Annotated in this window: 19 protein-coding genes; 3 read left to right on the top strand and 16 right to left on the bottom strand. The window is 73.4% G+C overall.

The window, feature by feature from the left end; genetic code table 11:
* Positions 1-131: 131 nt before the first annotated feature.
* Positions 132-467: a hypothetical protein gene (locus ACZ4SF_RS34555; protein ID WP_468392398.1), complete on the top strand. Its 336-nt coding sequence runs from the start codon at positions 132-134 to the stop codon at positions 465-467.
* Between the two features lie 112 nt (positions 468-579).
* On the opposite strand, the gene ACZ4SF_RS34550 is transcribed toward ACZ4SF_RS34555, so the two are convergent.
* Together ACZ4SF_RS34550 and ACZ4SF_RS34545 are read right to left on the bottom strand one after the other, a co-directional pair.
* Positions 580-1605, bottom strand: coding sequence for an alcohol dehydrogenase (locus ACZ4SF_RS34550; RefSeq protein WP_468392396.1), 1026 nt, complete (start codon positions 1603-1605; stop codon positions 580-582).
* A gap of 111 nt (positions 1606-1716) precedes the next feature.
* Entirely contained in the window at positions 1717-2379 is a 663-nt protein-coding gene (locus ACZ4SF_RS34545) for a TetR/AcrR family transcriptional regulator (RefSeq protein WP_468392394.1), read from the bottom strand.
* A gap of 140 nt (positions 2380-2519) precedes the next feature.
* Between ACZ4SF_RS34545 and ACZ4SF_RS34540 the strand changes: the two genes are divergently transcribed.
* The gene (locus tag ACZ4SF_RS34540) at positions 2520-3773 is read left to right on the top strand and encodes a YncE family protein (RefSeq protein WP_468392392.1); all 1254 of its coding nucleotides are present in this window, start codon (positions 2520-2522) and stop codon (positions 3771-3773) included.
* Between the two features lie 59 nt (positions 3774-3832).
* Here the strand turns inward: ACZ4SF_RS34540 and ACZ4SF_RS34535 are convergent, their stop codons facing one another.
* Positions 3833-5686 (bottom strand): endoglycosylceramidase, encoded by a 1854-nt coding sequence (locus ACZ4SF_RS34535; RefSeq protein WP_468392390.1) that lies wholly within the window; start codon positions 5684-5686, stop codon positions 3833-3835.
* 69 nt (positions 5687-5755) lie between these two features.
* Entirely contained in the window at positions 5756-7804 is a 2049-nt protein-coding gene (locus ACZ4SF_RS34530; RefSeq protein WP_468392389.1) for a GTP-binding protein, read from the bottom strand.
* Between the two features lie 180 nt (positions 7805-7984).
* Here ACZ4SF_RS34530 and ACZ4SF_RS34525 point away from each other — a divergent pair, with 180 nt between their 5' ends.
* Positions 7985-9091 (top strand): XdhC family protein, encoded by a 1107-nt coding sequence (locus ACZ4SF_RS34525; protein WP_468392387.1) that lies wholly within the window; start codon positions 7985-7987, stop codon positions 9089-9091.
* A 110-nt stretch (positions 9092-9201) separates the two neighbouring features.
* On the opposite strand, the gene ACZ4SF_RS34520 is transcribed toward ACZ4SF_RS34525, so the two are convergent.
* The 12 genes from ACZ4SF_RS34520 to ACZ4SF_RS34465 form a co-directional block, all read right to left on the bottom strand.
* Positions 9202-9798, bottom strand: coding sequence for a GNAT family N-acetyltransferase (locus ACZ4SF_RS34520; RefSeq protein WP_468392385.1), 597 nt, complete (start codon positions 9796-9798; stop codon positions 9202-9204).
* Positions 9799-9810: 12 nt separating this feature from the next.
* Positions 9811-10320 (bottom strand): metallophosphoesterase family protein, encoded by a 510-nt coding sequence (locus ACZ4SF_RS34515; protein WP_468392383.1) that lies wholly within the window; start codon positions 10318-10320, stop codon positions 9811-9813.
* Between the two features lie 9 nt (positions 10321-10329).
* Positions 10330-11340, bottom strand: coding sequence for an SDR family oxidoreductase (locus ACZ4SF_RS34510; protein ID WP_468392381.1), 1011 nt, complete (start codon positions 11338-11340; stop codon positions 10330-10332).
* Between the two features lie 46 nt (positions 11341-11386).
* Positions 11387-12496, bottom strand: a complete 1110-nt coding sequence (locus tag ACZ4SF_RS34505; RefSeq protein WP_468392379.1) for an enolase C-terminal domain-like protein — start codon at positions 12494-12496, stop codon at positions 11387-11389.
* Positions 12493-15534 (bottom strand): FAD-binding and (Fe-S)-binding domain-containing protein, encoded by a 3042-nt coding sequence (locus tag ACZ4SF_RS34500; RefSeq protein ID WP_468392377.1) that lies wholly within the window; start codon positions 15532-15534, stop codon positions 12493-12495. Before ACZ4SF_RS34500 ends, ACZ4SF_RS34505 begins: the two co-directional genes overlap by 4 nt.
* A gap of 282 nt (positions 15535-15816) precedes the next feature.
* Entirely contained in the window at positions 15817-16788 is a 972-nt protein-coding gene (gene rfbB, locus ACZ4SF_RS34495) for a dTDP-glucose 4,6-dehydratase (protein WP_468392375.1), read from the bottom strand.
* A gap of 347 nt (positions 16789-17135) precedes the next feature.
* Positions 17136-17321 carry a hypothetical protein gene (locus ACZ4SF_RS34490; RefSeq protein ID WP_468392374.1) on the bottom strand — a complete coding sequence of 62 codons (186 nt, stop codon included), beginning with the start codon at positions 17319-17321 and terminating at the stop codon, positions 17136-17138.
* Positions 17322-17446: 125 nt separating this feature from the next.
* A complete protein-coding gene (locus ACZ4SF_RS34485; RefSeq protein ID WP_468392372.1) occupies positions 17447-17815 on the bottom strand; it encodes a DUF6479 family protein in 369 nt (122 codons plus the stop codon).
* Between the two features lie 90 nt (positions 17816-17905).
* The gene (locus tag ACZ4SF_RS34480; protein WP_468392370.1) at positions 17906-18181 is read right to left on the bottom strand and encodes a hypothetical protein; all 276 of its coding nucleotides are present in this window, start codon (positions 18179-18181) and stop codon (positions 17906-17908) included.
* Between the two features lie 262 nt (positions 18182-18443).
* Complete coding sequence (locus tag ACZ4SF_RS34475; RefSeq protein WP_468392368.1) at positions 18444-20819, bottom strand: SpoIIE family protein phosphatase; 2376 nt, start codon at positions 20817-20819, stop codon at positions 18444-18446.
* A 123-nt stretch (positions 20820-20942) separates the two neighbouring features.
* Entirely contained in the window at positions 20943-22193 is a 1251-nt protein-coding gene (locus tag ACZ4SF_RS34470; RefSeq protein WP_468392367.1) for an MFS transporter, read from the bottom strand.
* On the bottom strand, positions 22190-22864 hold the full coding sequence (locus ACZ4SF_RS34465) for a GNAT family N-acetyltransferase (RefSeq protein WP_468392365.1): 675 nt from the start codon (positions 22862-22864) through the stop codon (positions 22190-22192). Before ACZ4SF_RS34465 ends, ACZ4SF_RS34470 begins: the two co-directional genes overlap by 4 nt.
* Positions 22865-22946 lie beyond the last annotated feature (82 nt).

The raw sequence follows: 22946 nt of genomic DNA, 5'->3' as shown, positions 1-22946 counted from the left end.
CTCGAGTGGGCGACGTCCTGCCCGCCGCCGCGGCACAACTTCCTCACCCTGCCGCGGATCCGCAGCGAATCCCCGGCGTTCGACCTGCACCACCCCGAGGTGCCGGCCGCGGAGCGGGAGTTGACCGCGCGGTGACGGCCGACGACGAGCGGAGCCTGGTCCGGCAGATCGAGGGTCATCTGCTGCTGGCCGCCGCGCGCGAGGAGGGCCGCACCGCCGCGGCCCGCCTCGGCTCCCGCCTGGGCTGGCTCACCGACACCCAGCGCGAGGACCTGGAGCGGCAGTTCGAGGCCGAGTACCTGGCGCTGGCACGTCTCTCCTGGCGCCGCACGGCCGAGCGGGCCGAGGAGTTGCGGCAGACGTACGAATCCCGGTACCGGGCGCTGCGCGGGCGGCTGCTGGCCTGCTGCGTGCTGGGCTGCGCGGTGCTTGCGGCCGGCCTGCTGGTGGTGTCCGCCGCCGGGTAGGACGGGCCACGGGGTCCGGGGCCACTGCCGGACCGGCGACAGATCGCCGTCAGCTCTCACCGGAATCCGCGAACCCGACGGCTGCGCGAGGTGGGCGCTGCCTGAACCGGCGTCAGCCGTAGGTGAGCACCATCCGGAAGCGGGCCCTGCCGGAGAGCATCTTCTGGTAGGCCTCGTCGGCGTCGTCCAGTGGCACGTTCTCGGTCATGGGGCGGATGCCGTGCAGGGCGCTGAAGGCCATGGTGTCCTCGACGTCCTGCGAGGTGCCGGACGGGTGGCCGCGCACGAGCCGGCCGGACAGCAGCAGCTGGGCCGGGTTGATGCCGAGCGGCGCGGTGTCCGCTCCGATGACCACCAGTTCGCCGCGGGGGGCCAGACCGTCCACGGTGGCCGTGATGGCCCCGGAGTTCCCCGCGGTGGCCAGTACGACGCCGGCACCGCCGAGGGACTGCAGCGCCTCGGCGACCGGGGTGGCCGAGGTGCTGTCGACGTAGTGGTGGGCGCCCAGTTGCTTGGCGAAGTCGGCCTTCTCGGCGCCCCGGGCGATTCCCACGGTCTCGAAGCCCATCGCGACCGCGTACTGCACGCCGAGGTGTCCCAGGCCACCGAGACCGAGCACCGCGACCAGGTCGCCCGGCCGGGCGGAGCTGCGCCGCAGCCCGTTGAACACGGTCACGCCCGCGCAGGCCAGCGGCCCGGCATCGCTCGCCGCCAGTCCCTCGGGAATCCGGGCCAGGGCGTCGACGGGTGCGATCACCTTCTCGCCGAAGCCGCCGTCGTAGGCCCAACCGGGCACCTTCAGGTTCAGGCACACGATGAAGTCGCCCTTACGGCAGGGCTTGCAGTAGCCGCAGCTGCCGCCGAACCAGCCGACGGCCACCCGGTCACCGACCTGCCAGCCGCGCTCCGCGACGCCTTCGCCCATCTCCTCGATGCGCCCGGCGATCTCGTGTCCGGGCACCTCGGGGTACGACACCCCCGGTAGCCCGCCGCTCACGAAGAGAGCGTCACTGTGGCAGATTCCGCACGCTTCCGCGGCGATCCGCACGTGACCGCGTCCCGGCTGCGGGACCTCGCGCTCGACCAGCTCGAAGGTGCCGTTCGGAGCGGTCACCTGCGCGACTCGGTAGGTAGTCATGGCTCTCTCCGGGGAACGGGTACGGCAGCCCCCTCCCCCAGCAGACCAGCTCCGGCCCGATCCCGCGCGCCGAACCGGCGCAACCCCGGCTGACCTGGGCGGACCGGCGTCTCACCCGTTCCCGGGGCGCCAGCCCTGCGGCCGCAGCATCCCGAGGAGCAGCCGGACCAGTTCGTCCACCACCTCGTCCAGCGTGGCGTCGACCCAGCCGGCGGTCCAGTCGTGCAGCAGGCCGTTGACGCTGCCGATGAAGGCGGTGGCCGCGAGACGGTAGTCGCGCTGCGCCGCCTCGCCGCGGGCCGCCGCCGCGTCCGCCTCTGCGCGGATGAGGTCCACCCAGCGGGCGCGCCGGGCGAGGCGCTGCTCCTCCAGCCGGGGGCTCACGCCGATGATCTCGACGAAGGCGATGCGGATGCGGCGGGGGTCGGCGGTGATGCCGCGGGCGTAGGCCCGGAAGAGCACGGTGGCCCGCTCGGCCAGCGGCAGGCCGTCCGCGTCGCCGAGCGCGTCGAGGACGGCCTGTTCGGCCCAGCCGTTGACCTGGAGGTGCAGCGCGGCCAGGACGTCCTCGAGGGTGCGGAACTCCTCGTAGAACTGGCGGGTGGACAGGCCGGCGGCCTGACTCAGCGCGGCGACCGTGGTGCCGCGGTAGCCAGGGGTGTCGCCGAACAGTCGCAGTGCCGCGGCCAGGAAGCGGCGGCGCCGCTCGGCCTGCCGTTCCTCGGCGGTCCGGCCGCCGTAACGTCCCGTCGGCGCTCTGAGCCTGCCCCCCACGTCTCCCCCTCCGTCGTCCCACCGGTCGCCCAATCTTGTCGTGCACACATCTTGTCGAGAAGGCCACCCCCTCCTTACTTTTCAGTAAGTTCACTGTGAATGCGCCCGTGTTCAGATTCCCCCGAGGAAAGAGAGCCGTCATGGCCGCCTCCAGAACCAGGCACCTGTGCTCCGTGACCGCCGCCCTCGCCCTGACCGTGTCCGGGACGGCGACCGCCGCCTCCGCAGCGTCCGGCGCACCCGAGGACCTGCGCGAGGTGCTGTTCGTCGGCAACAACTGGGACGGCACCGCCGATGTGATCCGTTCCTCCGGCGACTTCGCGAAGATCGGCCGGATCGACGTCGTCCCCGACAAGGCCGCGCGGATGGCGGAGATCAACGCCGACCCGATCAAGTGGATCTACTTCCAGGCGATCCGCAACAGCGTCGGCGAGGGCCACGACCAGTTCGCCGACGACATGTACTCCACCCCGGACGGCAGGTCGGTCGTGGTGTCCCGGCCGAGTTTCGCGGACGTCGTCTCGATCGACCTGGCCGACGGGAAGGTCAACTGGCGTTTTCCGGTGGCCGGTTACCGCGCCGACCACATGGCGGTCTCCCCGGACGGAAACCGCGTGGCGGTGTCCGCCTCGACCGCGAACACCGTGCATGTGCTGGACATCAGGACCGGTAGGCAGCTGGGCTCGTTCGCGACCGGTGACAAGCCGCACGAGAACATCTTCACCAAAGACGGCAGGTACATCTGGAACATGTCCATCGGTGACGTCAACACCGCCCTCGACGATCCGGTCTGGGACTGGACCAAGGGCGACCGGCACATCACGGTGGTGGACGCGACCACGTACAAGCAGGTCAAGGTCATCGACATGCGGCAGCGGCTGGACGCGTTCGGACTGAAGAACCACTCCGACGCGGTCCGTCCGGCCGTGTTCTCGCCCGACGAGTCCAAGCTGTACTTCCAGGTGTCGTTCTTCAACGGCTTCCTGGAGTACGACCTCGCCACCGACCGGATCACCCGGATGAAGACCCTGCCGAAGAACCCGGCGACCAGCGAGGACCGCACCACCTGGGTCAACGACTCGCGCCACCACGGTATTTCGATGAGCCCCGACGGCACCAGGCTCTGCGTCGCGGGCACCATGGACGACTACGCGGCCGTGGTGGACCGTGCCACGCTCCAGGAGAGCCCGCTGGTCACCGCGTCCAAGCCGTACTGGGCGACGGTCAGCGGGGACGGCAAGGACTGCATCGTCTCCGAGAGCGGCGCCGACCAGGTGACGGCGATCGACTTCGCCACCGGCCGGAAGGTGACGTCGGTCCCGGTCGGCGACCACCCGCAGCGCGTCCGGCTGGGTCATGTCCAGGCCGACTGGGCCGGACGCCAAGCCAGTTGACGGGCCATCATGCGTGGCCTCCGGGGTGACCCCACTCCCTCCGGAGGCCACTTCGCCGCTCAGAAGCGGGCAGCCGCCCACGCGGCCAGCTCGGCGTTCGCCGCGCTCAGCAGGTCCGCCGAGGGGGCCGTCGCCCCGTTGGTCACCAGCGCGTAGTGCAGTACGCCGGAGCCGGTGCCGGTGAGCAGCAGCCGGCGACTGCCGGTGCCGCCCGGCTCCGGCGCGACGGCGACCGGGGCGGCGGTGCGGGCGGGCGGGGCGTGCACCGTGCCCAGGTCGGAGACGACGGTGGTGGAGGCGGTGGGGAAGGACGCCGGCAGGTGCAGCTCGGTGGGCACGGTGCCGCCGCCGGAACGCCAGACGAGCACCCCGTACTGGCCCGGACCCACCAGCCTGGCCACGTTCGGCAGGGAGCCCGGCACCGGGTTCCAGGTGAGGGTGGCGGAGCCGTCCCGGGAGCGGTCCTCGTAGGTGAAGGCCAGGGTGGTGCCGGCCGTGGCACTCGGGTAGAGACGGTCCAGGAGACGGGCGTCCTGGCGCAGGGCGACGTTCGCGGAGTCGTCGAGCCGCACCGCCGACAGGTCCTCGTCGTTCCAGGCGTCGCCGGAGGTGAGCACCTTGCCGGAGTTGCCGTTCATCGGTTCGTGGTGCCGGCCGTTGTAGAGGTCCCACTGCCACTGGGTGCCGGACAGCACCGGGCCTGAGCCGGCCGGCTGCGTCCACCAGCTCGCGCCGGGCAGGCGGGAGTCGAGTGCCTGGTACATGGCCTTCAGGACGGTCGGCGCCTTGTCGGACACCAGACCGGACAGCGGGTGGCCGAATTCGCCGACCACGGCTGCGGTGCCGGCCGCCCAGGCGCGGTCCCGGACGGTGGCGAAGTCGGCCGCGTACCGGCCGTCGGCCGCCTTGCCCCACATGAGGACGCCGGAGATGGCCTTCTGGTCGTAGAAGTGGGTGTTGAAGACGTAGCCCGGGCCGAGCGTGCCCGCGTCGAGCAGGCCGCCCTGCTGCTTCTGGGTGGAGATGTTGGCGTTCCAGAAAAGGTTCGGCTCGACGAAGGCGGGCTTGTCCTGCCAGCCGGCGGCGTCCATGCGGGCGCGGAACTTCACGTAGAACGGCCAGAGCAGGTCGCGTTCCCAGGTGCGCGAGGCCTGCCCGGAGTCATAGCTGCCCGCGTACGGCTCGTTGTACGGGTCGAAGCCCGCGATGCCCGCGAACTCCGCCGCGCTCAGGTGCTGTTGCAGGTAGGCCATGGTGGCCTGTGCGGTGGATAGGAAGGCGTCCTGGATGCCGTGGGCGTTGTGCCAGAAGTCGTACTGCCCCTGCTGCACGGCCGCGTTCTGGGTGATGTTCTGCCCCCAGAAGAGGCAGATGCCGCAGGACTCCTTCGGATAACTTCCCGCGTTGACCGCCCACTTGGGTGCACCGTCGCCGGTGTACCAGCTGCCCGCGCCGAACAGGTACCGGGAGTACAGGTCCTGGTGGAAGTCGGGGTAGACGCGGATGCCGGCGTCCAGGAACGCGCGCATCTGATCGGTGACGGCGGCCAGATAGGCGGTGTCGACCTGGCCGCGTACGGGTTCGGCGTGCGCCCAGGACAGCAGGAAGCGGACCGCGTTGCCGCCGCCGAGGGCGCGCAGTGCGGTCGCGGACTTCCGGGCGTCGGCGGCCGAGGCGAAGGGCAGGCCGCCGTTCTCCTCCAGTTTGGTCTCGCCGGAGACGTTGTAGCCGCGCAGGACGACCTCGCGGCCCTGGCCGTCGGTGAACCGGCCGCCCTGCACGGTGAGCGCAGTGCCGTCGAACCAGAGGGAGTCGGGCGGGGTGGCGGCGGTGGCGGGCGGGGCCCCCGCCACCGTCAGGGATCCGCAGAGGACGACCAGGACGGCCAGCAGACGCACCCGGATATTCGGCATGTCCACCACAGTCCGGCGGCGCCCTGGCGGCGTCAATACCTTCTGACTCTGCAGTAAGTTGACGATTGGTCAGCCAGTCGGCTCACTCTGCATGCGGCGCATCACGTTCAGCAGGTACTCCTTCCGGTTCAGCGGGTTGTGGTCGGTGCGCGGCCGCTCCGGGACCGTGCCCCGGGTGACCGCCGCGTAGTGGTCGAAGGCCGACTCCAGCTCGCCCTCGCCCCGGGTCAGCCCCGGCAGCCGCTGCTCCAGCTCGTGCACCCGGCCGGCCGGCACCGTGCCCTCCAGCACACAGGCCGCGGCGTGCGTGCCGGTGTTCTCCGGGACCGCGCCGAGCCGGGCAAGCACCGGCAGCAGTGCGCCCAGCGTGTCCGCCGGCGCTTCCAGCCGGAAGCGGTGCACCGGTTCGTGCACCTGGGTGCCGGCCCGGCGCAGCGCGTCGGTCAGGACCAGCGGGGTCAGACCCCGGAAGTCGTAGCCGGTGCTCGACATGCTCTTGTCGAAGCCCTGGTGGGCGTGGCTCTGCCTGGGCGAGTAGCCGGAGTGGGTCATGGTGACCGTGCAGTCGGTGACCTGCCAGCCGTGCAGCCCCTGGCCGAGCGTCTCGCGGACGGTGTCCTCGACGGCCTTGAAGAAGGCGTACGGCATGGAGCCCAGCTCCACCTCCCGCCGGAAGTCCACGCCGGCGCCGGGTGGGGCCGGCTCTACCCGTAGGCCGACGGTGGCGAGGAAGGGGTTGGGTTCCTTCTTGTTGAACTCCACGGCGTGCCCGGTGCCGGCCGGCCGCTCGATGCACAGCGTGGTCGTCTCGCGGAAGGTGACGTCCAGGCCGTACTCGTCGGCGAGGGTGGCCTGGACGACCTCCTTCTGCACCTCGCCGTAGAGGGACACGGAGGTCTCCCCCCGCAGCTCGTCGTGGCGGACCCCGATGAGCGGGTCCTGCTCGGCGAGCTGGGTGAGCGCCAGGTGCAGGGAGCGCCGGTCCGTGCCGGGGCCGGGCACGACGACGGTCTCCAGGGTGGGCGGCGCGAAGTGGTGCTCGTACGCGCGCAGCGGCGCTCCCCCATGCTCGGCCGCGCTCGCGCCGGGGCACCGCCAGAGCGCGTCGCCGATCCGGACACCGCCGAGGCCCCGCACCTTGGCGATCCGGCCGGCCGCGGCGCTGTCCGCCCGGGCGTCGGTGCCGTGGTCGAAGACGGTGAGCGCGGTGACGCGGCCCTCCGTGGTCCGGCGTCCGGCGTCGCCGCCGGCGTCCCGGCCGTCCCCGAACCGGATCCGGTCGCGGACGCGCAGGGTGCCGGAGAAGAGCCGGGCGTAGGCGACCTTCTCGCCCGCCGGGCCCCGCTCGACCTTGAACACCGTGCCCGACAGGGGGCCGTCCGGGTCACCGTCGGCCCTGGGCAGCAGCCGTTCGACACCGGCGATCAGCTCGGGCACGCCGGCGCCGGTGAGCGCGGAGCCGAAGTAGACCGGGTGGACCGCGGCCCGCCGGGTCTGGGCAGCCAGGGCGGCGCGGAACCGGCCGTCGGGGACACCGCCGTCTAGGTAGGCGGCGAGGAGGCCGTCGTCCTGGTCCGCCAGCGCCTCCAGCGCGGCGGGGCCGAGCCCGGGCAGGAAGCGGGCGGTGCGGGTGCCGAGGGCGGTGGCCGTGCCCGTCGGGACGAGCGGTACGGCCAGCCGCTCGGCCATCTGGCGCAGCACGGCCGTGTCCCGGGCGCCGCGCCGGTCGATCTTGTTGACGAAGACCAGGGTGGGGATGCGCAGCCGGCGCAGGGTCCGCATCAGCACCCGGGTCTGCGCCTGGACGCCCTCCACGGCGGAGACGACCAGAACGGCACCGTCGAGGACGCCGAGCACCCGCTCCACCTCGGCGATGAAGTCCGGGTGGCCGGGGGTGTCGATCAGGTTGACGGTGACGCCGTCGAGCGGGAACGAGACGACGGCGGACTTGATGGTGATCCCGCGCTGCCGCTCCAGTGCGAGGGTGTCGGTGGTGGTGCTGCCGGCATCGACACTGCCGATCTCGTCGATCACTCCGGCGGTGTGCAGGAGCCGTTCGGTCAGGCTGGTCTTACCTGCGTCGACGTGCGCGAGGATTCCCAGGTTGATCAATTGCACGAAGCGTCATGTCCTTGAGAGTGCGGGCGATTCCTTCCGGGCGGGACATGGACGGTGCGCGCATGATCGCTCCTGGTGCTCTCGGGAACTCGACCGGTGAAGTGCAGCAGACCGGCGAGCACGACACCAACGGATTAACGTTCAACCAGATGCCGGGACGGGTGAGCCGAGGAGCGGACGATGCGTGAGATTCTCGCGGTGCTGGACCGCTGGTACGCCGCCCGGGTGCCGTTCGGGCTGGCCACCGTCGTGGCGGTCAGCCGCAGCGCGCCACGCGGCCCCGGCGCCGCGCTGGCGGTCGGCCCGGACAGCGAGGTGGTCGGCAGCGTCTCCGGAGGCTGCGTGGAGGGCGCGGTGTTCGAGCTGGCCCAGGACGCCGTCGCGAGCGGCGCGGCCCGGCTGGAGACCTTCGGCTACAGCGACGAGGACGCCTTCGCGGCAGGTCTCACCTGCGGCGGCGAGATCACCGTCCTGGTGCGGCCCGTGACCCAGGCCCTGGATCCGTCGTTCGGGGCGGTCGCCGCGTCCGTCGCCGGCGGAGAGCCGGTCACCGTCGCCACCGTGATCGACGGGCCTGCGCCGCGCGGCGCCACCCTCGCGGTCTGGCCGAAGACGGCGGCCGGCGGTCTGGGCACGCGGGGTCTCGACGAGGCGGTCGCCGCCGACGCACGCGGTGAACTCGCCGTCGGTGCCACGGGCCTCAGGCACTACGGGCCGCACGGGGAGCGGCGCGAGGACACCGTCACGGTGTTCCTGCAGTCCTTCGCCCCGCCGCCGCGCATGCTGGTGTTCGGGGCCATCGACTACGCCGCCGCGGTGGCCCGGATCGGGAACTTCCTCGGCTACCGGGTGACCGTGTGCGACGCCCGCCCGGTGTTCGCCACTCCGCGCCGGTTCCCGGAGGGCGTGGAGGTCGTCGTGGACTGGCCGCACCGGTATCTGCGCGGCACGCACACCGATGAGCGGACGGCGATCTGCGTCCTCACCCACGATCCCAAGTTCGACGTGCCGCTGCTGCGGGAGGCGCTGCGGCGGCCGGCGGCGTACATCGGGGCGATGGGCAGCCGGCGCACCCACGACGACCGGCTGCGCCGCCTGGTCGAATCCGGCCTCACGGACGAGGAACTGTCCCGCCTGCGCTCCCCGGTCGGCCTGGACCTCGGGGCCCGTACGCCGGAGGAGGTGGCGGTGTCGGTGGCGGCGGAGATCGTGGCCCTGCGCTGGGGCGGCACCGGGACACCGCTCAGCAGCACGAGCGGGGCGATCCATCCGCGGACGGCGGGGTGAGGCTCGTCCGCGCCGGGAGACGGGGCCCCGGTTCACCGTCGACGTGCCCACGGGGAGGACGGCCGCGGGGAGGACGGCCGCGGGGAGGACGACAGTCCCCTCTCCGGGTGCTAGGCGGGGTCGCCGGCCACGCGTGCGTGCAGGTGCTGGTCGTGCCAGCCGTCGGCGTGCAGCAGGGCGCTGCGCTGGGTGCCCTCGAATGTGTATCCGGCCTTCTCGGCCACCCGGCAGGAGGCGGGGTTGGCCGTCGAGTGGCACAGCATCAGGCGGTGCAGGCCGAGGTCGTCCAGGGCCCAGCGGCTGAGCCGCCGGGCCGCCGTGACCGCGAGGCCACCGCCACGCGCCGCGGGCAGCACCCAGTAGACGACCTCGGCGGTACCGCCCGCCAGGTCGACGTCATTGAGGCCGGCGAGCCCGACGGCGGCGCCACCGAGCGGGGCGATGGCCCAGATCGCCCCGGTCTCGGCCTGCCGGCGCGCGTGCAGGCGCTCGATCCGGGCGCGGGCCTCGTCGCGGCTGCCGACGGAGAAGAGGTTCCAGTGGCTGATCGCCGGGTCCTGCCCTGCCGTGTGCAGGGCGTCGGCGTCGGCGTCGTCGAGGTGCCAGGGCCGCAGTTCGAGGCCGCCGGACAACGGCAGCACGGGCTGGTCGTGGTCGGCGAGGCGGCCGGCGGGTACGACGGCTGGTATGCCGGGGCTGTTGATCATCCGGGGATGATGTCACGGACGCCGACGGGGCGGCAGCCTGTGCAGGGTCACCTCGGTGAGGGCTCCGTCGGCGACCGTCGCCGTGAGGTAGGTGCAGTGCGGCTGGCGGCGGCGGTCGGTCGGGGAGCCGGGGTTGAGCAGGCGCAGCCCGCCGGGGGCGGTGGTGTCCCAGGGGATGTGGCTGTGGCCGAAGACCAGGACGTCGAGGTCCGGGAAGCGGTCGGCGCAGCGGGCCTCGCGGCCCTGGGCGGGGCCGGTCTCGTGGACGACGCCGAAGCGCAGGCCGCCGAGTTCGGCGTAGGCCACCTCGGGGAGCCGGTCGCGCAGATCGGGGCCGTCGTTGTTGCCGTACACGCCGACGAGCCGGCGGCTGTGGCTCTCCAGCAGGTCGAGCGTGGCGGTGTCCACCCAGTCCCCGGCGTGGAACACGACGTCCGCGTGCGGGAGTTCGGCGAGGAGCTGGTCCGGCAGCCGCTTGGCACGCTTGGGCAGGTGCGTGTCGGACATGAGCAGGAGGCGCACGGGGTCAGCCTAGGCGCCTCGCGAGGTCAGGCGGCGCAGGCCGGCCACGGTGCCGAGCAGGACGGCGCCCGTGCCGAGGGCGGTGGCGGCGGGGTGCCGGACCAGGGTCTCCTGCCAGGAGCGGGCGTGCGCGGTGTCGTCGAAGGAGCCGTGGGCGCCCTGGTCGTCGGCGGGATCCTGGTCGGCCGGTGCGAAGAGATTGTCCAGTCCGGTGGGCGGGATGCGGTCGGTCTGCTGGGAGTCGAAGCCGGTGCGGGCCAGATAGCGGTCGAGCGGGGCCGGGGCGAGCCGGTTGGCCCAGATGGTGGCCACGGTGGTGGCGCCGACGTAGTACTGCTTGCGGCGCGGATGGTCGGCCGCGTAGGCCACGCCCCTTGCGGCGACCTCGGGCTGGTAGATCGGCGGGACCGGCATGGGGTGCCGGGACAGCCGGGAGCGGACCCACTCGAACTGGGGCGTGTTGACGGCGGGCATCTGGGCGACGGTGATGTGCACGTTGCTGCCGCGGTGCAGCAGTTCGGTGCGCAGGGACGAGGTGAAGCCGTTGATCGCGTGCTTGGCGCCGCAGTACGCCGACTGCAGCGGGATCGACCGTTCCCCGAGCGCGGAGCCGACCTGCACGATCGTGCCGCGGTCGCGGGGCAGCATGCGCTTGAGCGCCGAGCGGGTGCCGTTCACGAAGCCGAGGTAGGTGACGTCCGTGATCCGCTGGTACTCCTCGGGCGTGATCTCCTCGAACGGCGCGAACACGCTGGCGAAGGCGCAGTTGATCCATACGTCGACCGGGCCGAACTCCTTCTCGGCGGCCTCGGCGACGGCCTCCGTCCGGGCCGGATCGGCCACGTCGGCGGGTTGTACCAGCGGGCGTCCGCCGAGCGCCGCGACCTCGTCGGCCGCCGCCTCCAGGCCGCCCTCGCCGCGTGCGACCAGGACGACGTTCGCACCGCGCCGGGCGTACAGGCGGGCGGTGGCGCGTCCGATGCCGGCGCTGGCACCGGTGATGACGACGGTGGGGGGCATGGTCCTCTCCTCTGCACACCTCGGAACTTCGGGAACGCGGTCTGTCTCACTCCACCCGGTACGGCGCCGCCCGCTCCTCCACGAGGGTCAGCCCCAGGCCCGGTGCCCCGTCGGCCCCCGGCGTGACGCTGCCGCCTGCGGGGTCGAGGACGCCGTCGAACAGGAGCCGTTCGATGCGGACGTGGTCGTGGAACCACTCCAGATGGCGCAGGTTGGGCACGGCGGCGGCCACATGCGCGTGGGCGTGGGGCGCGCAGTGCCCGGAGATGTCCGTCCCGCGCGCGTGGGCGAGCGCGGCGGCGCGCAGCCAGACGGTGATGCCGCAGCACCGGGTGACGTCGGCCTGGAGGCAGTCGACGGCCCCGGCGGCCAGCATGTGCTCGAAGTACGGGAGGGTGTAGCCGTATTCGCCGGCCGTGACGTCCATCGGGACGCGGCCGCGGACGTCGGCGAGTGCGGTGAGGTGGTCGGAGGAGACGGGTTCCTCGAACCAGCTGACGCCGTGGTCGGCGAGCCGGCCGGCGACGCGTACGGCCTGGCCGCCGGTGTAGCCGCCGTTGGCGTCCGCGTACAGCTCGGCGGCGTCGCCGACGGTGGCCCGGGCGCGGGCGACGCGTTCCACGTCGCGCTCCTCCCGGGCGCCCCACGACTCCCCGATCTTGATCTTGACGCGGGGGATGCCCTGGTCCTCGGCCCAGCCGCGCAGTTGCCGGTCCTGCTGGACGGTGTCGTAGCTGGTGAAGCCGCCGCTGCCGTAGACGGGCACGTCGTCGCGGGCGGCGCCCAGCAGCCGGACGAGGGGCAGGCCGAGCAGGCGGGCCTTGCAGTCCCACAGGGCGATGTCGACGGCGGCGATCGCCTGGGCGGCCACGCCGGGCAGTCCGGCGTTGCGGACGGCCCGGCACATGCGCTCGTTGGCGCGCGGCACGTCCATCGCCGCAAGGCCGGTGACGGTGCCGGCGAGCAGCTCGCGGACGACGTGGGCGGTGGCGGCGGGCGCGTACGTGTAGCCGAGCCCGGTGGTGGGGCCGGAGCGGACGGTGACCAGGACGAGCGTGGTCTCGCCCCAGGCGAGGGTGCCGTCCGCCTCGGGGGCGTCGGTGGGCACGGTGTACACGGCGGTGTCGACCGCCTCGACGGCAGGCTGGTCGCTCATGCCCGCCTCCTCAGCCGCCGCAGCCCGCAGACGGCACCCGCGGCCAGGGCGGCGGCGGAGGCGGTGGTCGCCCAGCGTGCCGTGCGGGAGGGCCCGGCCGGGCGGTCGGCCAGGCGCTCCGGGTGGTCGCTGGGCAGGTTGCCGTCCAGTGCCAGCGCCAGGACCTCGGCGAGGTGCAGGGCGCGGCGGCCGGTGCCGCCCTCCTCGATCTGGGTACGGCAGCTGAAGCCGTCGGCGAGGACCAGGCTGTCCGGCGCGGCCCCGCGGACCGCGGGCAGGACGCCCTGTTCGCCGACGGCCAGGGAGATCTCGTGGTGGCCGCGTTCGAAACCGAAGTTGCCGGCCAGGCCGCAGCAGCCCTCGTCGAGGACCTCGGCGTCCAGGTGGGCGCGGCGCATCAGTTCGCGGTCGGCGTCGAACTTCATGACGGCGTGCTGGTGGCAGTGGGTCTGCACGGTCGCCTGCCGGGCGAGCTGCGGTGGCCGCCAGTCGTCGGGGGCGTGGTGGACGAGCTGTTCGGCGAAGGTGCGTGTCTGTCCGGCCAGCCGCTCGACGTCCTGGTCGCCGGGGAGCAGCTCGGGGGCGTCGGCGCGGAAGACGGCCGTGCAGGACGGCTCAAGGCCGATGACCGGGGTGCCGGCCTCCAGGTAGGGGCGCAGGGCGTCGAGGGTGCGGCGCAGCACTTTCTTGGCGACGGGGAGCTGGCCGGTGGAGATCCAGGTGAGGCCGCAGCACACCGGCTTGTCCGGGACGGCGACCCGGAAGCCGGCGTCCTCCAGGACGCGTACGGCCGAGATCGCGATCGCGGGGTGGAAGTAGGTGCTGAAGGTGTCGGGCCACAGCACGACGGTGCGCGGGTCGGCCGGGTCGGGCTCTCCCCGGTCGTGGGCCCGCCACCACTGGAGGAAGGACTGCCCGGCGAAGACGGGTGCCGAGCGGGCCTCGTCGATGCCGGCCAGCCGTTTGCCGGCGCCCGCCAGAGCGGGCGCGTGCAGCGCGGAGTTGACCAGGGACGGGGCGAGGCGGGAGAGCCGCGCCCACAGTGGCAGCCAGCCCATGGAGTAGTGGGCGGCGGGGCGGATGCGGCCCTCGTAGTGGTGGGAGAGGAACTCGGCCTTGAGGGTGGCCATGTCGACGCCGGTGGGGCAGTCCGACTTGCAGCCCTTGCAGGCCAGGCACAGGTCGAGGGCGTCGTGCACGGCGGTGGAGCGCCAGCCGTCCTGGACCGCGGAGTCCGCGTGGCCGTCGAGCATCTCGAACAGCAGCCGGGCCCGGCCGCGGGTTGAGTGCTCCTCCTCCATGGTGGCCCGGTAGGACGGGCACATGACGCCGCCGGAGTGGGCGCGGCAGTTGCCGATGCCGACGCAGCGCATGACCGCGCGGTTGAAGGAGTGGTCGTCCTCGGGGAAACCGAAGTGGGTGGCGGGGGTGGCGGGCCGCCAGGCGGGGCCGAGCCGCAGTTGGCCGTCGACCGGGTTCGGGTGGACGATCTTGCCGGGGTTCATCCGGTTGCCGGGGTCGAAGACCGCCTTCAGCTCGCCGAACGCGGTCACGAGCCGTTGCCCGAACATCCGGGTGAGCAGTTCGCCGCGCGACTGGCCGTCCCCATGCTCGCCGGAGAGGGAGCCGCCGTAGGAGGCGACGAGGTCGGCGGCGCGCTCCACGAACCGCCGGAAGCCGGCCACGCCTTCGGCTGTCTTCAGTCCGAAGGGGATGCGGGTGTGGACGCAGCCCTGCCCGAAGTGGCCGTACAGGGAGGGGTGGTCGTAGTCGAACTCCTGGAACAGCTGTTTGAGGTCGCGCAGATAGTCGCCGAGGCGCTCGGGCGGTACGGCGGAGTCCTCCCAGCCCTCCCAGGTCTCGCGGTCGTCCGGCGGGCGCGCGGTCACGCCGAGCCCGGCCTCCCGCGCCTTGAGCATCTTCTGCTCTCGCTCGGGGTTGTCGGAGAAGGCGACGTCGGGGTCCATCTCCTTGCGGCCGATGGCCCGCAGCAGCGCGTGCGCCTGCTCGTCGACGTCGTCCTGGCTGTCGCCGCTGTACTGCACCATGAGCCAGCTGTCGCCCTCGGGCAGGACGGCGAGCGAGTCGAGGTGGGCGCCCTCCTCGCGCATCAGCTGGGCCATGCGCCCGTCCAGGGCCTCCAGTTGGCTGGGCGAGCAGTGTTCCAGCAGGCGGGGTACGTCGTCGGCGGCGGCGCAGATGTCGTCGTATCCGAGGACGAGCAGCGACTGGTACGACGGCACGGGTACGAGGTCGAGTTCGGCGCGCAGGACGGTGACGAGGGTGCCCTCGCTGCCGACGAGCGCCTTGGCGACGTCGAAGCCGTTCTCCGGCAGCAGCGAGTCGAGGTTGTAGCCGGAGACCCGGCGGGGGATCTCGGGGTAGCCGCGGCGGATGTCGGCCAGGTACTCGGTGACGATGCGGTCGAGGCCGGCGTAGATCTCGGCGAGCCGGCCGCCGCCGGCGATGATGCGGGCGCGTTCGCCGGGCGGGGTGGGGCCGACCCAGGCGCGCTGGCCGTCGTAGGTGAGGATCTCCAGGCGCCGGACGTTGTCGACGGTCTTGCCGTAGGCCTGGGCGGAGGCGCCGCAGGAGTTGTTGCCGATCATGCCGCCGAGCGCGCAGTGGCTGTGGGTGGACGGCTTGGGGCCGAACTGCAGTTTGTGGCGGGCAAGTTGACGGTTGAGTTCGTCCAGGACGATACCGGGCTCCACCACACAGGTGCGCTGTTCCGGTTCGACCGAGAGCACCCTGGTGCAGTACTTGCTCCAGTCGATCACGACCGCGGTGTTGGTCGACTGCCCGGCGAGGCTGGTGCCGCCGCCACGGGAGACGACGGGAGCGGCGAAGCGTGCGCACACCGACAGCGCCCGCGCCCCCGCCTCCACGGTCCGGGGGACGACGACGCCGAGCGGGACCTGACGGTAGTTCGAACCGTCCGTGGTGTAGGCGCCGCGGCTGCCCGCGTCGAAGCGGACTTCGCCGTCCACCTCGGCGCGGAGGGCCGCCTCCAGGCCGGACATGTCCGGAGGGGTCATCTGCGCTCCTCGTGTTCACGGATGTGCTGCCCTGTCCGAAGGCCGGCGAGTACCCGGCAACTCGACAGAGAAAACCGAACAGCCCGGACCGCGCGATCCGCCCGCCGGCCGTACCCCGGCCGCCATGGGCCGCCAGTCGTCTCCGCCTCCGCCGGCCGCGCCGCGCGACATGCGGGTGGTCCTCGCCAGACGGCCGCGCCGCATCCGTGAGGTCGCGCAGGACGCCGGCCCCGGCCCCTCGTGGGAGTCCGCGCCGGCCCTGGTCACCGGTGGCCGGTCACCTCAGCGCGCGCTGCGCCGCTTCAGCGGCTCCCACCAGTCCCGGTGATCGCGGTACCAGGTGACCGTCTCGGCGAGGCCGGTGGCGAAGTCGTGACGCGGGCGGTAGCCGAGTTCGTCGCGGGCCTTGCTCCAGTCGACCGAGTAGCGCAGGTCGTGACCCTTGCGGTCGGGGACGTACGCCACCTCGTCCCACCCCGCGCCGCACGCCTCCAGGAGCAGGCCGGTCAGCTCCTTGTTGCTCAACTCCGTTCCGCCGCCGATGTTGTAGACCTCGCCGGGGCGGCCCGCGGTGCGCACGAGGTCGATGCCCCGGCAGTGGTCGTCGACGTGCAGCCAGTCACGGACGTTGCGTCCGTCGCCGTAGAGCGGGACCCGCAGGCCGTCGAGGAGACGGGTGACGAAGAGCGGGATCAACTTCTCGGGGAACTGGTGCGGGCCGTAGTTGTTGGAGCAGCGGGTGACGCGGACGTCCAGGCCGTGGGTGCGGTGCTGGGCGAGGGCGAGCAGGTCGGCGGAGGCCTTGGAGGCGGAGTACGGCGAGTTCGGGGCGAGCGGGTGCGTCTCGGGCCAGGAGCCGGTCTCCAGGGAGCCGTAGACCTCGTCGGTGGAGACGTGCACGAACGGGCCGGTGCCGTGCCGCAGCGCCGCGTCCAGCAGGGTCTGGGTGCCGAGGACGTTGGTGCGGACGAACTCCCCCGCCCCCTCGATCGACCGGTCGACGTGCGACTCGGCGGCCAGGTGCACCAGTTGGTCGGCGTCGGCCATGAGCTTGTCGACGAGGGCGGCGTCGCAGATGTCGCCCTCCACGAAGTCGAGCCGGGGATGGCCGAGGGGGAGGTTGGCGAGGGTGCCGGCGTAGGTCAGTCTGTCCAGGACGGTGACGCGGGGTGCGTCGGGCGAGTCCGCGGCGAGGAGCGTGCGGACGTAGTGGGAGCCGATGAAGCCGGCGCCGCCGGTGACGAGGAGGTTCACGGACGGACCTCGGTCGTCCCGGCTGCGGCGGGGGCGTCCGCCCCGTGGAACAGCACCGGAGCCTTCATCCGTCCCACCTTAACGGGGAAGGAGTGGCGCAGGCGGCGGTGGTGGCTCAACGGGCCGGAGCGCGGCGCAGGGGGCGGTGGTGGTTCGCCGGTCATGGTGGTTCACCGGATCAGAGTGCGGCCGCCGGAAGCGGTGGTTCGCCGGGCCAGGACGGGGCGCCGGGTGGTGGTGGCTCCCGGATCCGAGCGCGCCGCCGGGTGGCGGTGGTGGTTCGCCGGGTCAGGGGTGCGGCGCCGGGTGTCAGGGGTGCGGTTCGCCAGGCCGGGATGCGCGGGTGTTCAGTCCTCGCCGCGCACGATGGTGTCCTCGGCGCCCGGGCCCGTCTGCCGGGCCGAGGTGCGGTCCAGGACGGCGGGCAGGCAGGTACGCACTCCCCGGTCCCGACGGCGGCGGGCCTTCGCCCAGCCCGTCTCCGCGTGGGGTATGGCCGGTTTCTCGCTCTCATGCGCGGTCACGTCGTTCATCTTCCTTCTGCGTCCCGCCTGCCGCGGGAGCCGTTCGCCGGGCCGCCCGGCCCGGGGGTGCGTCGTGTGCCTGGCCGGGTCCCCGGGCCGCGCTGCCCGCAAACACGAAGGTGCGGGGAGCCGGTTCAGGTCCGGCCGCCGCCACCGCCACCGAAGGACCCGCTGGAACCGGGTGACCAACGCGAGCGGCGCTGGTCCTCGGCTCGCCGGGTGCCGACGTTTCCGAGCTGGTGCGGGCTGAGGCGTTCGCTCTCGTCACCGGCCCGGGGCACCTCATCGGGCTCGCGGACCTCGCGGGTCTCGCGGACCGGCCCGGACGCCGGCATCCTGGGCTGCTCCTCGGGCCGCGGCGGCGCCGGTTCGCGCTCACGCACCTTGGCACCCAGCCGGAAGGCCCAGATCAGTCCAGCGACGCAGGCCACTCCGGCGATCAGGATGAGGACGTAGCCGAAGACCTGAGCACCCGCGGCTGCTTCGTACATGGCAGTGTTCATGGTCCTCGGGTACCCGGCGCGGCGCGCCGGATGCGCGGGACGGCGCCGGTCAGCCGGGCGGCGGCGGCCGCCGCGCGCCGGCCGCAGACGTCAGCTATCCTCCGCTTCCCCCGCCGCCCGCTCCACCTCCGCCTCGACCTCGGCCCGCGGACGGCCGGTGTCCCTCGCGTACTCGCTCACCGCCGTCTGCAGATCGCGGGCGAGGTCCCGCCAGGCGCGCAGGGCGGTCTCGTAGGTGCCGGACTGGGCGCCCGTCATCCCCCGCTCGGCGGGCGGACCGTAGGTGTCCCGCAGTTCCTGGACCTGGGCCTGGGCGGTATCGGCCGCGATCTGCTTCGCGACCAGTTCTTCGAAGGTGTGCGACACGCCAACCGACCCTAGGCACGGGCAGCGTGCGGGCCCGGTACGACCTGCCGTGGACGGCCGCACGCGTACCCGAGTGGCGGTCAGGCGTCGGCACCCGGGTGGCGGCCGGTCGTCACCGGCTCCATGCGCGCCCGGACGGCCGAACGTCCGCGGACACCCCCTGCTCCCTGCACACACGCCGGAGACTTTCAGCCGCCGACAACCACGCCCGCACCCCGGAGACGGTCAGGCGTCGGTCACCCCGGGCGTGTCCTGGAGGCTCTCAGCCGTCCGGTGCCAGGTCCGCCCACACCTGTTTGCCGCCGCTGACCGGGACCGTCCCCCAGGCCGCGGAGACGGCCTCGACCAGCAGGATGCCGCGGCCGCCGGTGGCCTCCCAGCCGATGCTGGTGGGCTTGACGGGGCTGCGCGGGGACGCGTCGGTGACGGCGAGCCGCAGGCGGTGGTTGACCAGGCTGAGGTCGAGCCGGACCTGGCCGCTGGTGTGCACCAGGGCGTTGGTGACGAGTTCGGAGACGACCAGCAGGGCCGCGTCGAGGGTGTCCCGGGGGAGGTCCCAGGTGCGCAGGGTGCGCCGGGTGAAGCGGCGGGCGTGCCGGACCGCCTCGGGCAGCCGCCACACCGTCCAGCTCTCCCGCAGCGGCCGCACGGCCATGCCGTCGTAGCGCATCAGCAGCAGGGCCACGTCGTCGCCGCGGTGGGCGCCGCTGAGCAGGGCGTCGGCGACCAGGCCGAGGTGGGCGGGGTCGGCGGCGGCCAGTTCCGCGGCCAGCCGTTCCATGCCGTGGTCGAGGTCGGCGTCGGCGGACTCCACCAGGCCGTCGGTGGTCAGCGCGAGCAGCGTGCCGGGCTGCAGCCGGAGCGGGGTCATCGGGAACTCGGCCTGGGCGAGCACACCGAGCGGCGGGCCGCCCTCGGCCCGCAGGATCTCGGCGGTGCCGTCCGGGTGGCGCAGGACGGGCTGCAGATGGCCGGCGCGCACGCACCAGGCGGTGCCCTGCTCCATGTCGACGTCCACGTAGGCGCAGGTGGCGAAGAGGTCGGTCTCCATGTCCAGCAGCAGCCGGTTGGCGTGCGCGACGACGACGTCCGGGGCGTGGCCCTCGACGGCGTAGGCGCGCAGCGCCGTGCGCATCTGGCCCATCAGGGTGGCGGCGCCGGCGTTGTGGCCCTGCACGTCACCGATGACTAGGGCGACGTGGTGGTCGGCGAGCGGGATCACGTCGTACCAGTCGCCGCCGACCTCCAGACCGGCGGTGGTGGGCAGGTAGCGGGCGACGGCGACCGCGCCGGGCAGCCGGGGCAGGCGGCGCGGCAGCAGGGTGCGCTGGAGCATGCCGACGAGTTCGTGCTCGGCGTCGAAGGCGTGAGCGCGCAGCAGGGCCTGCCCGGTCAGGCCGGCGCAGGCGGTGAGCAGGGCGCGTTCGTCGGGCGCGAACTCGTGCGGCCGGTCCCAGCCGACCAGGCAGGCGCCGGCCATCCGGCCGCCGGCCGGAAGCGGCAGGACGGCGAGGCCGCCGGGGCCGACCTCGGCGAGGGCGGGTTCCAGCGCCGAGCCGGCGGGCCAGATCCGGGCCCGGCCCTCGCGCAGCGCGGCGGCCAGGGTCGGCATGGCGCGCACCGGCGCGTCGGGCCATTCGGTGCGCCACTCGTTGCGCCACACCTCGGGCCAGGCCTCGGGTTCGGGCGGGTCGAGGACGGTGACGACGAGCCGGTCGTTCTCCAGTTCGGCCAGGGCGATGCGGTCGGCCTGCAGGGGCCTGCGCAGGGCGTCGACGACGGCCTGGCCGACGTCCTTGACGGTGCCGGCCGTGGCGAGCGCGGCGGCCAGGCGCTGCACCCGGGCCACGTCGGTGACGTCGGAACGCTGGGAGGAGGCGTCGGCGACGGTGCCGTCGAGCCGGGCCGGGCGGCCCTCGCCGCCGGGCAGCAGCCGGCCGCGCAGCCGCAGCCACTTGGGCGGGCCGTCGGTCTGCCGGATGCGGAACTCCAGCTCCCGGTCGCCGATGGACATGTGGTCGGCCTCGACCACGGACATCAGCGCGGGCAGGTCCTCCGGCACGGCCCGGCCGAGCAGGGTCTCCACCCTGCCGTCGAAGCCCTCCCGGGTCATCCCGAACACCTGCAGGATCGCGTCACCGACCTCCACCCGGCCGGTGTCCATGGCCAGGCTGAAGGCGTCCACGGGCAGTTCACCGGTGTCGCCCGCAGCGACCGGGGCGGGTACGGCGACGGCGCGGGCGATCAGCCCCAGGCAGGCCCGGTCGTCGCCGCCGAAGCCGCCGGGGTGCTCGCCGACGGCGAGCAGGCAGCCGCTGCCCGCCAGGCCGAGCGGCAGGACGGCCAGGGAGAAGTCCGGGAACGGGGTGCGGCGCGCGTCCGGGCAGCCGGCGAGTTCGGCGGGACCGAGCCAGCGCGGCCGTCCGCTGCGATGGGCCTCCGCGACCGGGGAGGCACCCGCGGCCGGATAGCTGTCCCGCAGGCCGTACACGGTGCGCGGCAGGCCGGCCGACTCGGCGAGGAGCAGCACCGAGGGGTCGTCGCCGGGCGTGTACACCCCGGCGAAGGACGCCCCGGCGAACACGAGTGCCTGTTCGAGTACCCGGCGCAGCCGGTCGGGAGTGGGGGGCGAGGCCATGAGGGAGACAAGGACGGCTTCAGCACGTTCCGTTCTCGTGCTGCTGATCGCCGCAGCGCCCTCACTCACCACGTGGCCATTACAGCGCGTGTGGGGCTCCTGCGCAGCCCCTGTGCACGCGCGCTAGGCGGACATGCTCCGGATGCCCTTGCCGAGGGTGGCCGTCACCGCGGCCACGACGACCAGCACGGGGAACACCAGCATGGCCGGTGCCGGACTGAAGCGGGCCAGCAGGGCGCCGGCCAGGGCCGGGGCGAGCGCGGCGGCCGAGCCGGCGGCGAGCAGCACACCGCTGACCACCCGGCCCTGCAGGTGGTCCGGGGTGACGGCGGCCTGGTGAGCGAAGAGGGCCGCGTTCGCCGTCGGGCCGAGGAACACGGCCACAGCCAGCGGTACGGCGGCCAGGACGGTGCCCGCCAGCAGCGTGCTCACCGCCATCAGCACCGCGGTGGCCCAGCACAGCAGCCGGATCAGGACCGGCAGCCGCAGCCGCCGCTGGAGGACCGGGGCCGCGAAGGCGCCGAGGAGGCCGCCCAGGGCGAAGACGGTGCCGGCGAGTCCCACCAGGAACGGGGAGACACCGGCACGGCGCAGCGCGAGGGTCATCGCGAAGATCATGCCGGTGAAGGCCATGTTCAGTGGGGCTGCGATCACCAGCAGGGCGCGCAGGAAGGGATGCCCCAGCAGGAAACGCAGGCCTTGCGCGGTGGAGGCGCGGGCGGTCGGGGACGCCTCCCGCCGGGCCTCCTGGAGGGGCCGCCGGATGCGGGAGACGGCCAGGAGGGAGAGCAGATGACTCAGTGCGTTGCCGAGGAAGGGGAGGGCGCGGCCGAGCCCGAACAGCAGGCCGCCCAGCGGCGGACCGGCCAGTGACACGCCGTACGTGCGTGCCTCGTTGCGGGCGACGGCGGTGGTGAGCTGGTCGGGGCGGACCAGGTTGCGCACGGAGGCGTGCTCGGCGGTGCTGAAGACGGACGTGGCGGCGGCCCCGGTGACCACCACGGCGAGGATGACCGGCAGACTCGCGGTGCCGGCCGCGACCGTCCAGCCGAGGAGGACGTAGCCGGCGAGCCGCAGCACATCGCAGACGATCATCAGCCGGCGCCGGTCGAGACGGTCGGCGAGGACACCGGCCGGCAGCCGGCACACCAGGGCGGTGACGAGCCCGGCGGTGCCGACGAGGCCGGCTCGCGCCGGTGACCCGGTCTGCTGGAGCACCAGCAACGGCAGCGCCAGTTCGATCATGGAGCCGCCCAGGTCGGACAGGCACTGACCGGTCCACAGCAGATTGAAGTCCCGGTTCCGAGCCAGCCCCGGCGCCGCCCCGGTACCCGCCACTTCGGCGGCGCCCTCACTGAGTGGAGGCCGGCTCATGCGGAGTCCTCGACGGTCGCCGCTCCGGCACCGTCCGCGGTGCTCACCGCCTGGGTCCCCTGACTGCCGCTCGCCGCTCGGGCCGGGGCCCCGTCCTGCGGCGCTGGTGTCTGATCCAGGGCCCCCGCCGCTGCTGCCGGGGCCCCGGCGTCCGTCGCCGTCGTCGGCAGCTTCGTGGAGATGACCAGCAGCTTCGTCACGGAGCCGTCGTCGCCGATGACGTCCCGGACGTGCCGGAAGCCCAGGCGGCGGCACATCGCCAGGCTGGCGGTGTTCTCGGCGCCGACCATGCCGTACGCCTCGGTCAGCCCGAGGTTGTCGGCGGCATGCCGGAGCAGGCCACGCACCACCTCGCCGCCCAGGCCTCGCCCCCAGTACCCGGGGGCGAGCGCGGTGACGAGTTCGTGGCCGTCGACGTTGCCGGTCGGCTTCACCTCGGCGTGGCCGGCGTAGGCGCCCGCCAGCCACAGTCCCCACACGTCGAACCGGTGCTGGGGGTAGACGTCGGTGAGGATGGCGCGGAACAACTCGCGCAGCTGCGGTTCGGGCGCGAGGTCCTGCCCCATCCAGCGGCACACCTCCGCGTCGCGCAGCAGGGCGACGAAGTCGTCCTCGTGTTCGGGCCGGTAGGGGAGGAAGTCCAGGCGTTCGGTGCGCAGGACGGGGGTCATGGCGGGCTCCTCGGGTGAGATGCGGTGCGGTGGGGGCCGAGGGCGGTGGGGCGCCGGGACGGCGACGCGTGGGGGGGGGAGG

The sequence above is a fragment of the Streptomyces sp. NPDC027663 genome (assembly GCF_055566415.1).
Note: the sequence above shows the minus strand (reverse complement) of the source record. Positions and strands in the feature narration are given on the sequence as shown.

Coding starts and splice junctions, on each gene's coding strand:
- ACZ4SF_RS34550 (WP_468392396.1), bottom strand. CDS start 1,605: ATGACTACCTACCGAGTCGCGCAGGTGACCGCTCCGAACGGCACCTTC.
- ACZ4SF_RS34540 (WP_468392392.1), top strand. CDS start 2,520: ATGGCCGCCTCCAGAACCAGGCACCTGTGCTCCGTGACCGCCGCCCTC.
- ACZ4SF_RS34535 (WP_468392390.1), bottom strand. CDS start 5,686: ATGCCGAATATCCGGGTGCGTCTGCTGGCCGTCCTGGTCGTCCTCTGC.
- ACZ4SF_RS34525 (WP_468392387.1), top strand. CDS start 7,985: ATGCGTGAGATTCTCGCGGTGCTGGACCGCTGGTACGCCGCCCGGGTG.
- ACZ4SF_RS34520 (WP_468392385.1), bottom strand. CDS start 9,798: ATGATCAACAGCCCCGGCATACCAGCCGTCGTACCCGCCGGCCGCCTC.
- ACZ4SF_RS34510 (WP_468392381.1), bottom strand. CDS start 11,340: ATGCCCCCCACCGTCGTCATCACCGGTGCCAGCGCCGGCATCGGACGC.
- ACZ4SF_RS34505 (WP_468392379.1), bottom strand. CDS start 12,496: ATGAGCGACCAGCCTGCCGTCGAGGCGGTCGACACCGCCGTGTACACC.
- ACZ4SF_RS34500 (WP_468392377.1), bottom strand. CDS start 15,534: ATGACCCCTCCGGACATGTCCGGCCTGGAGGCGGCCCTCCGCGCCGAG.
- ACZ4SF_RS34490 (WP_468392374.1), bottom strand. CDS start 17,321: ATGAACGACGTGACCGCGCATGAGAGCGAGAAACCGGCCATACCCCAC.
- ACZ4SF_RS34485 (WP_468392372.1), bottom strand. CDS start 17,815: ATGAACACTGCCATGTACGAAGCAGCCGCGGGTGCTCAGGTCTTCGGC.
- ACZ4SF_RS34475 (WP_468392368.1), bottom strand. CDS start 20,819: ATGGCCTCGCCCCCCACTCCCGACCGGCTGCGCCGGGTACTCGAACAG.
- ACZ4SF_RS34470 (WP_468392367.1), bottom strand. CDS start 22,193: ATGAGCCGGCCTCCACTCAGTGAGGGCGCCGCCGAAGTGGCGGGTACC.
- ACZ4SF_RS34465 (WP_468392365.1), bottom strand. CDS start 22,864: ATGACCCCCGTCCTGCGCACCGAACGCCTGGACTTCCTCCCCTACCGG.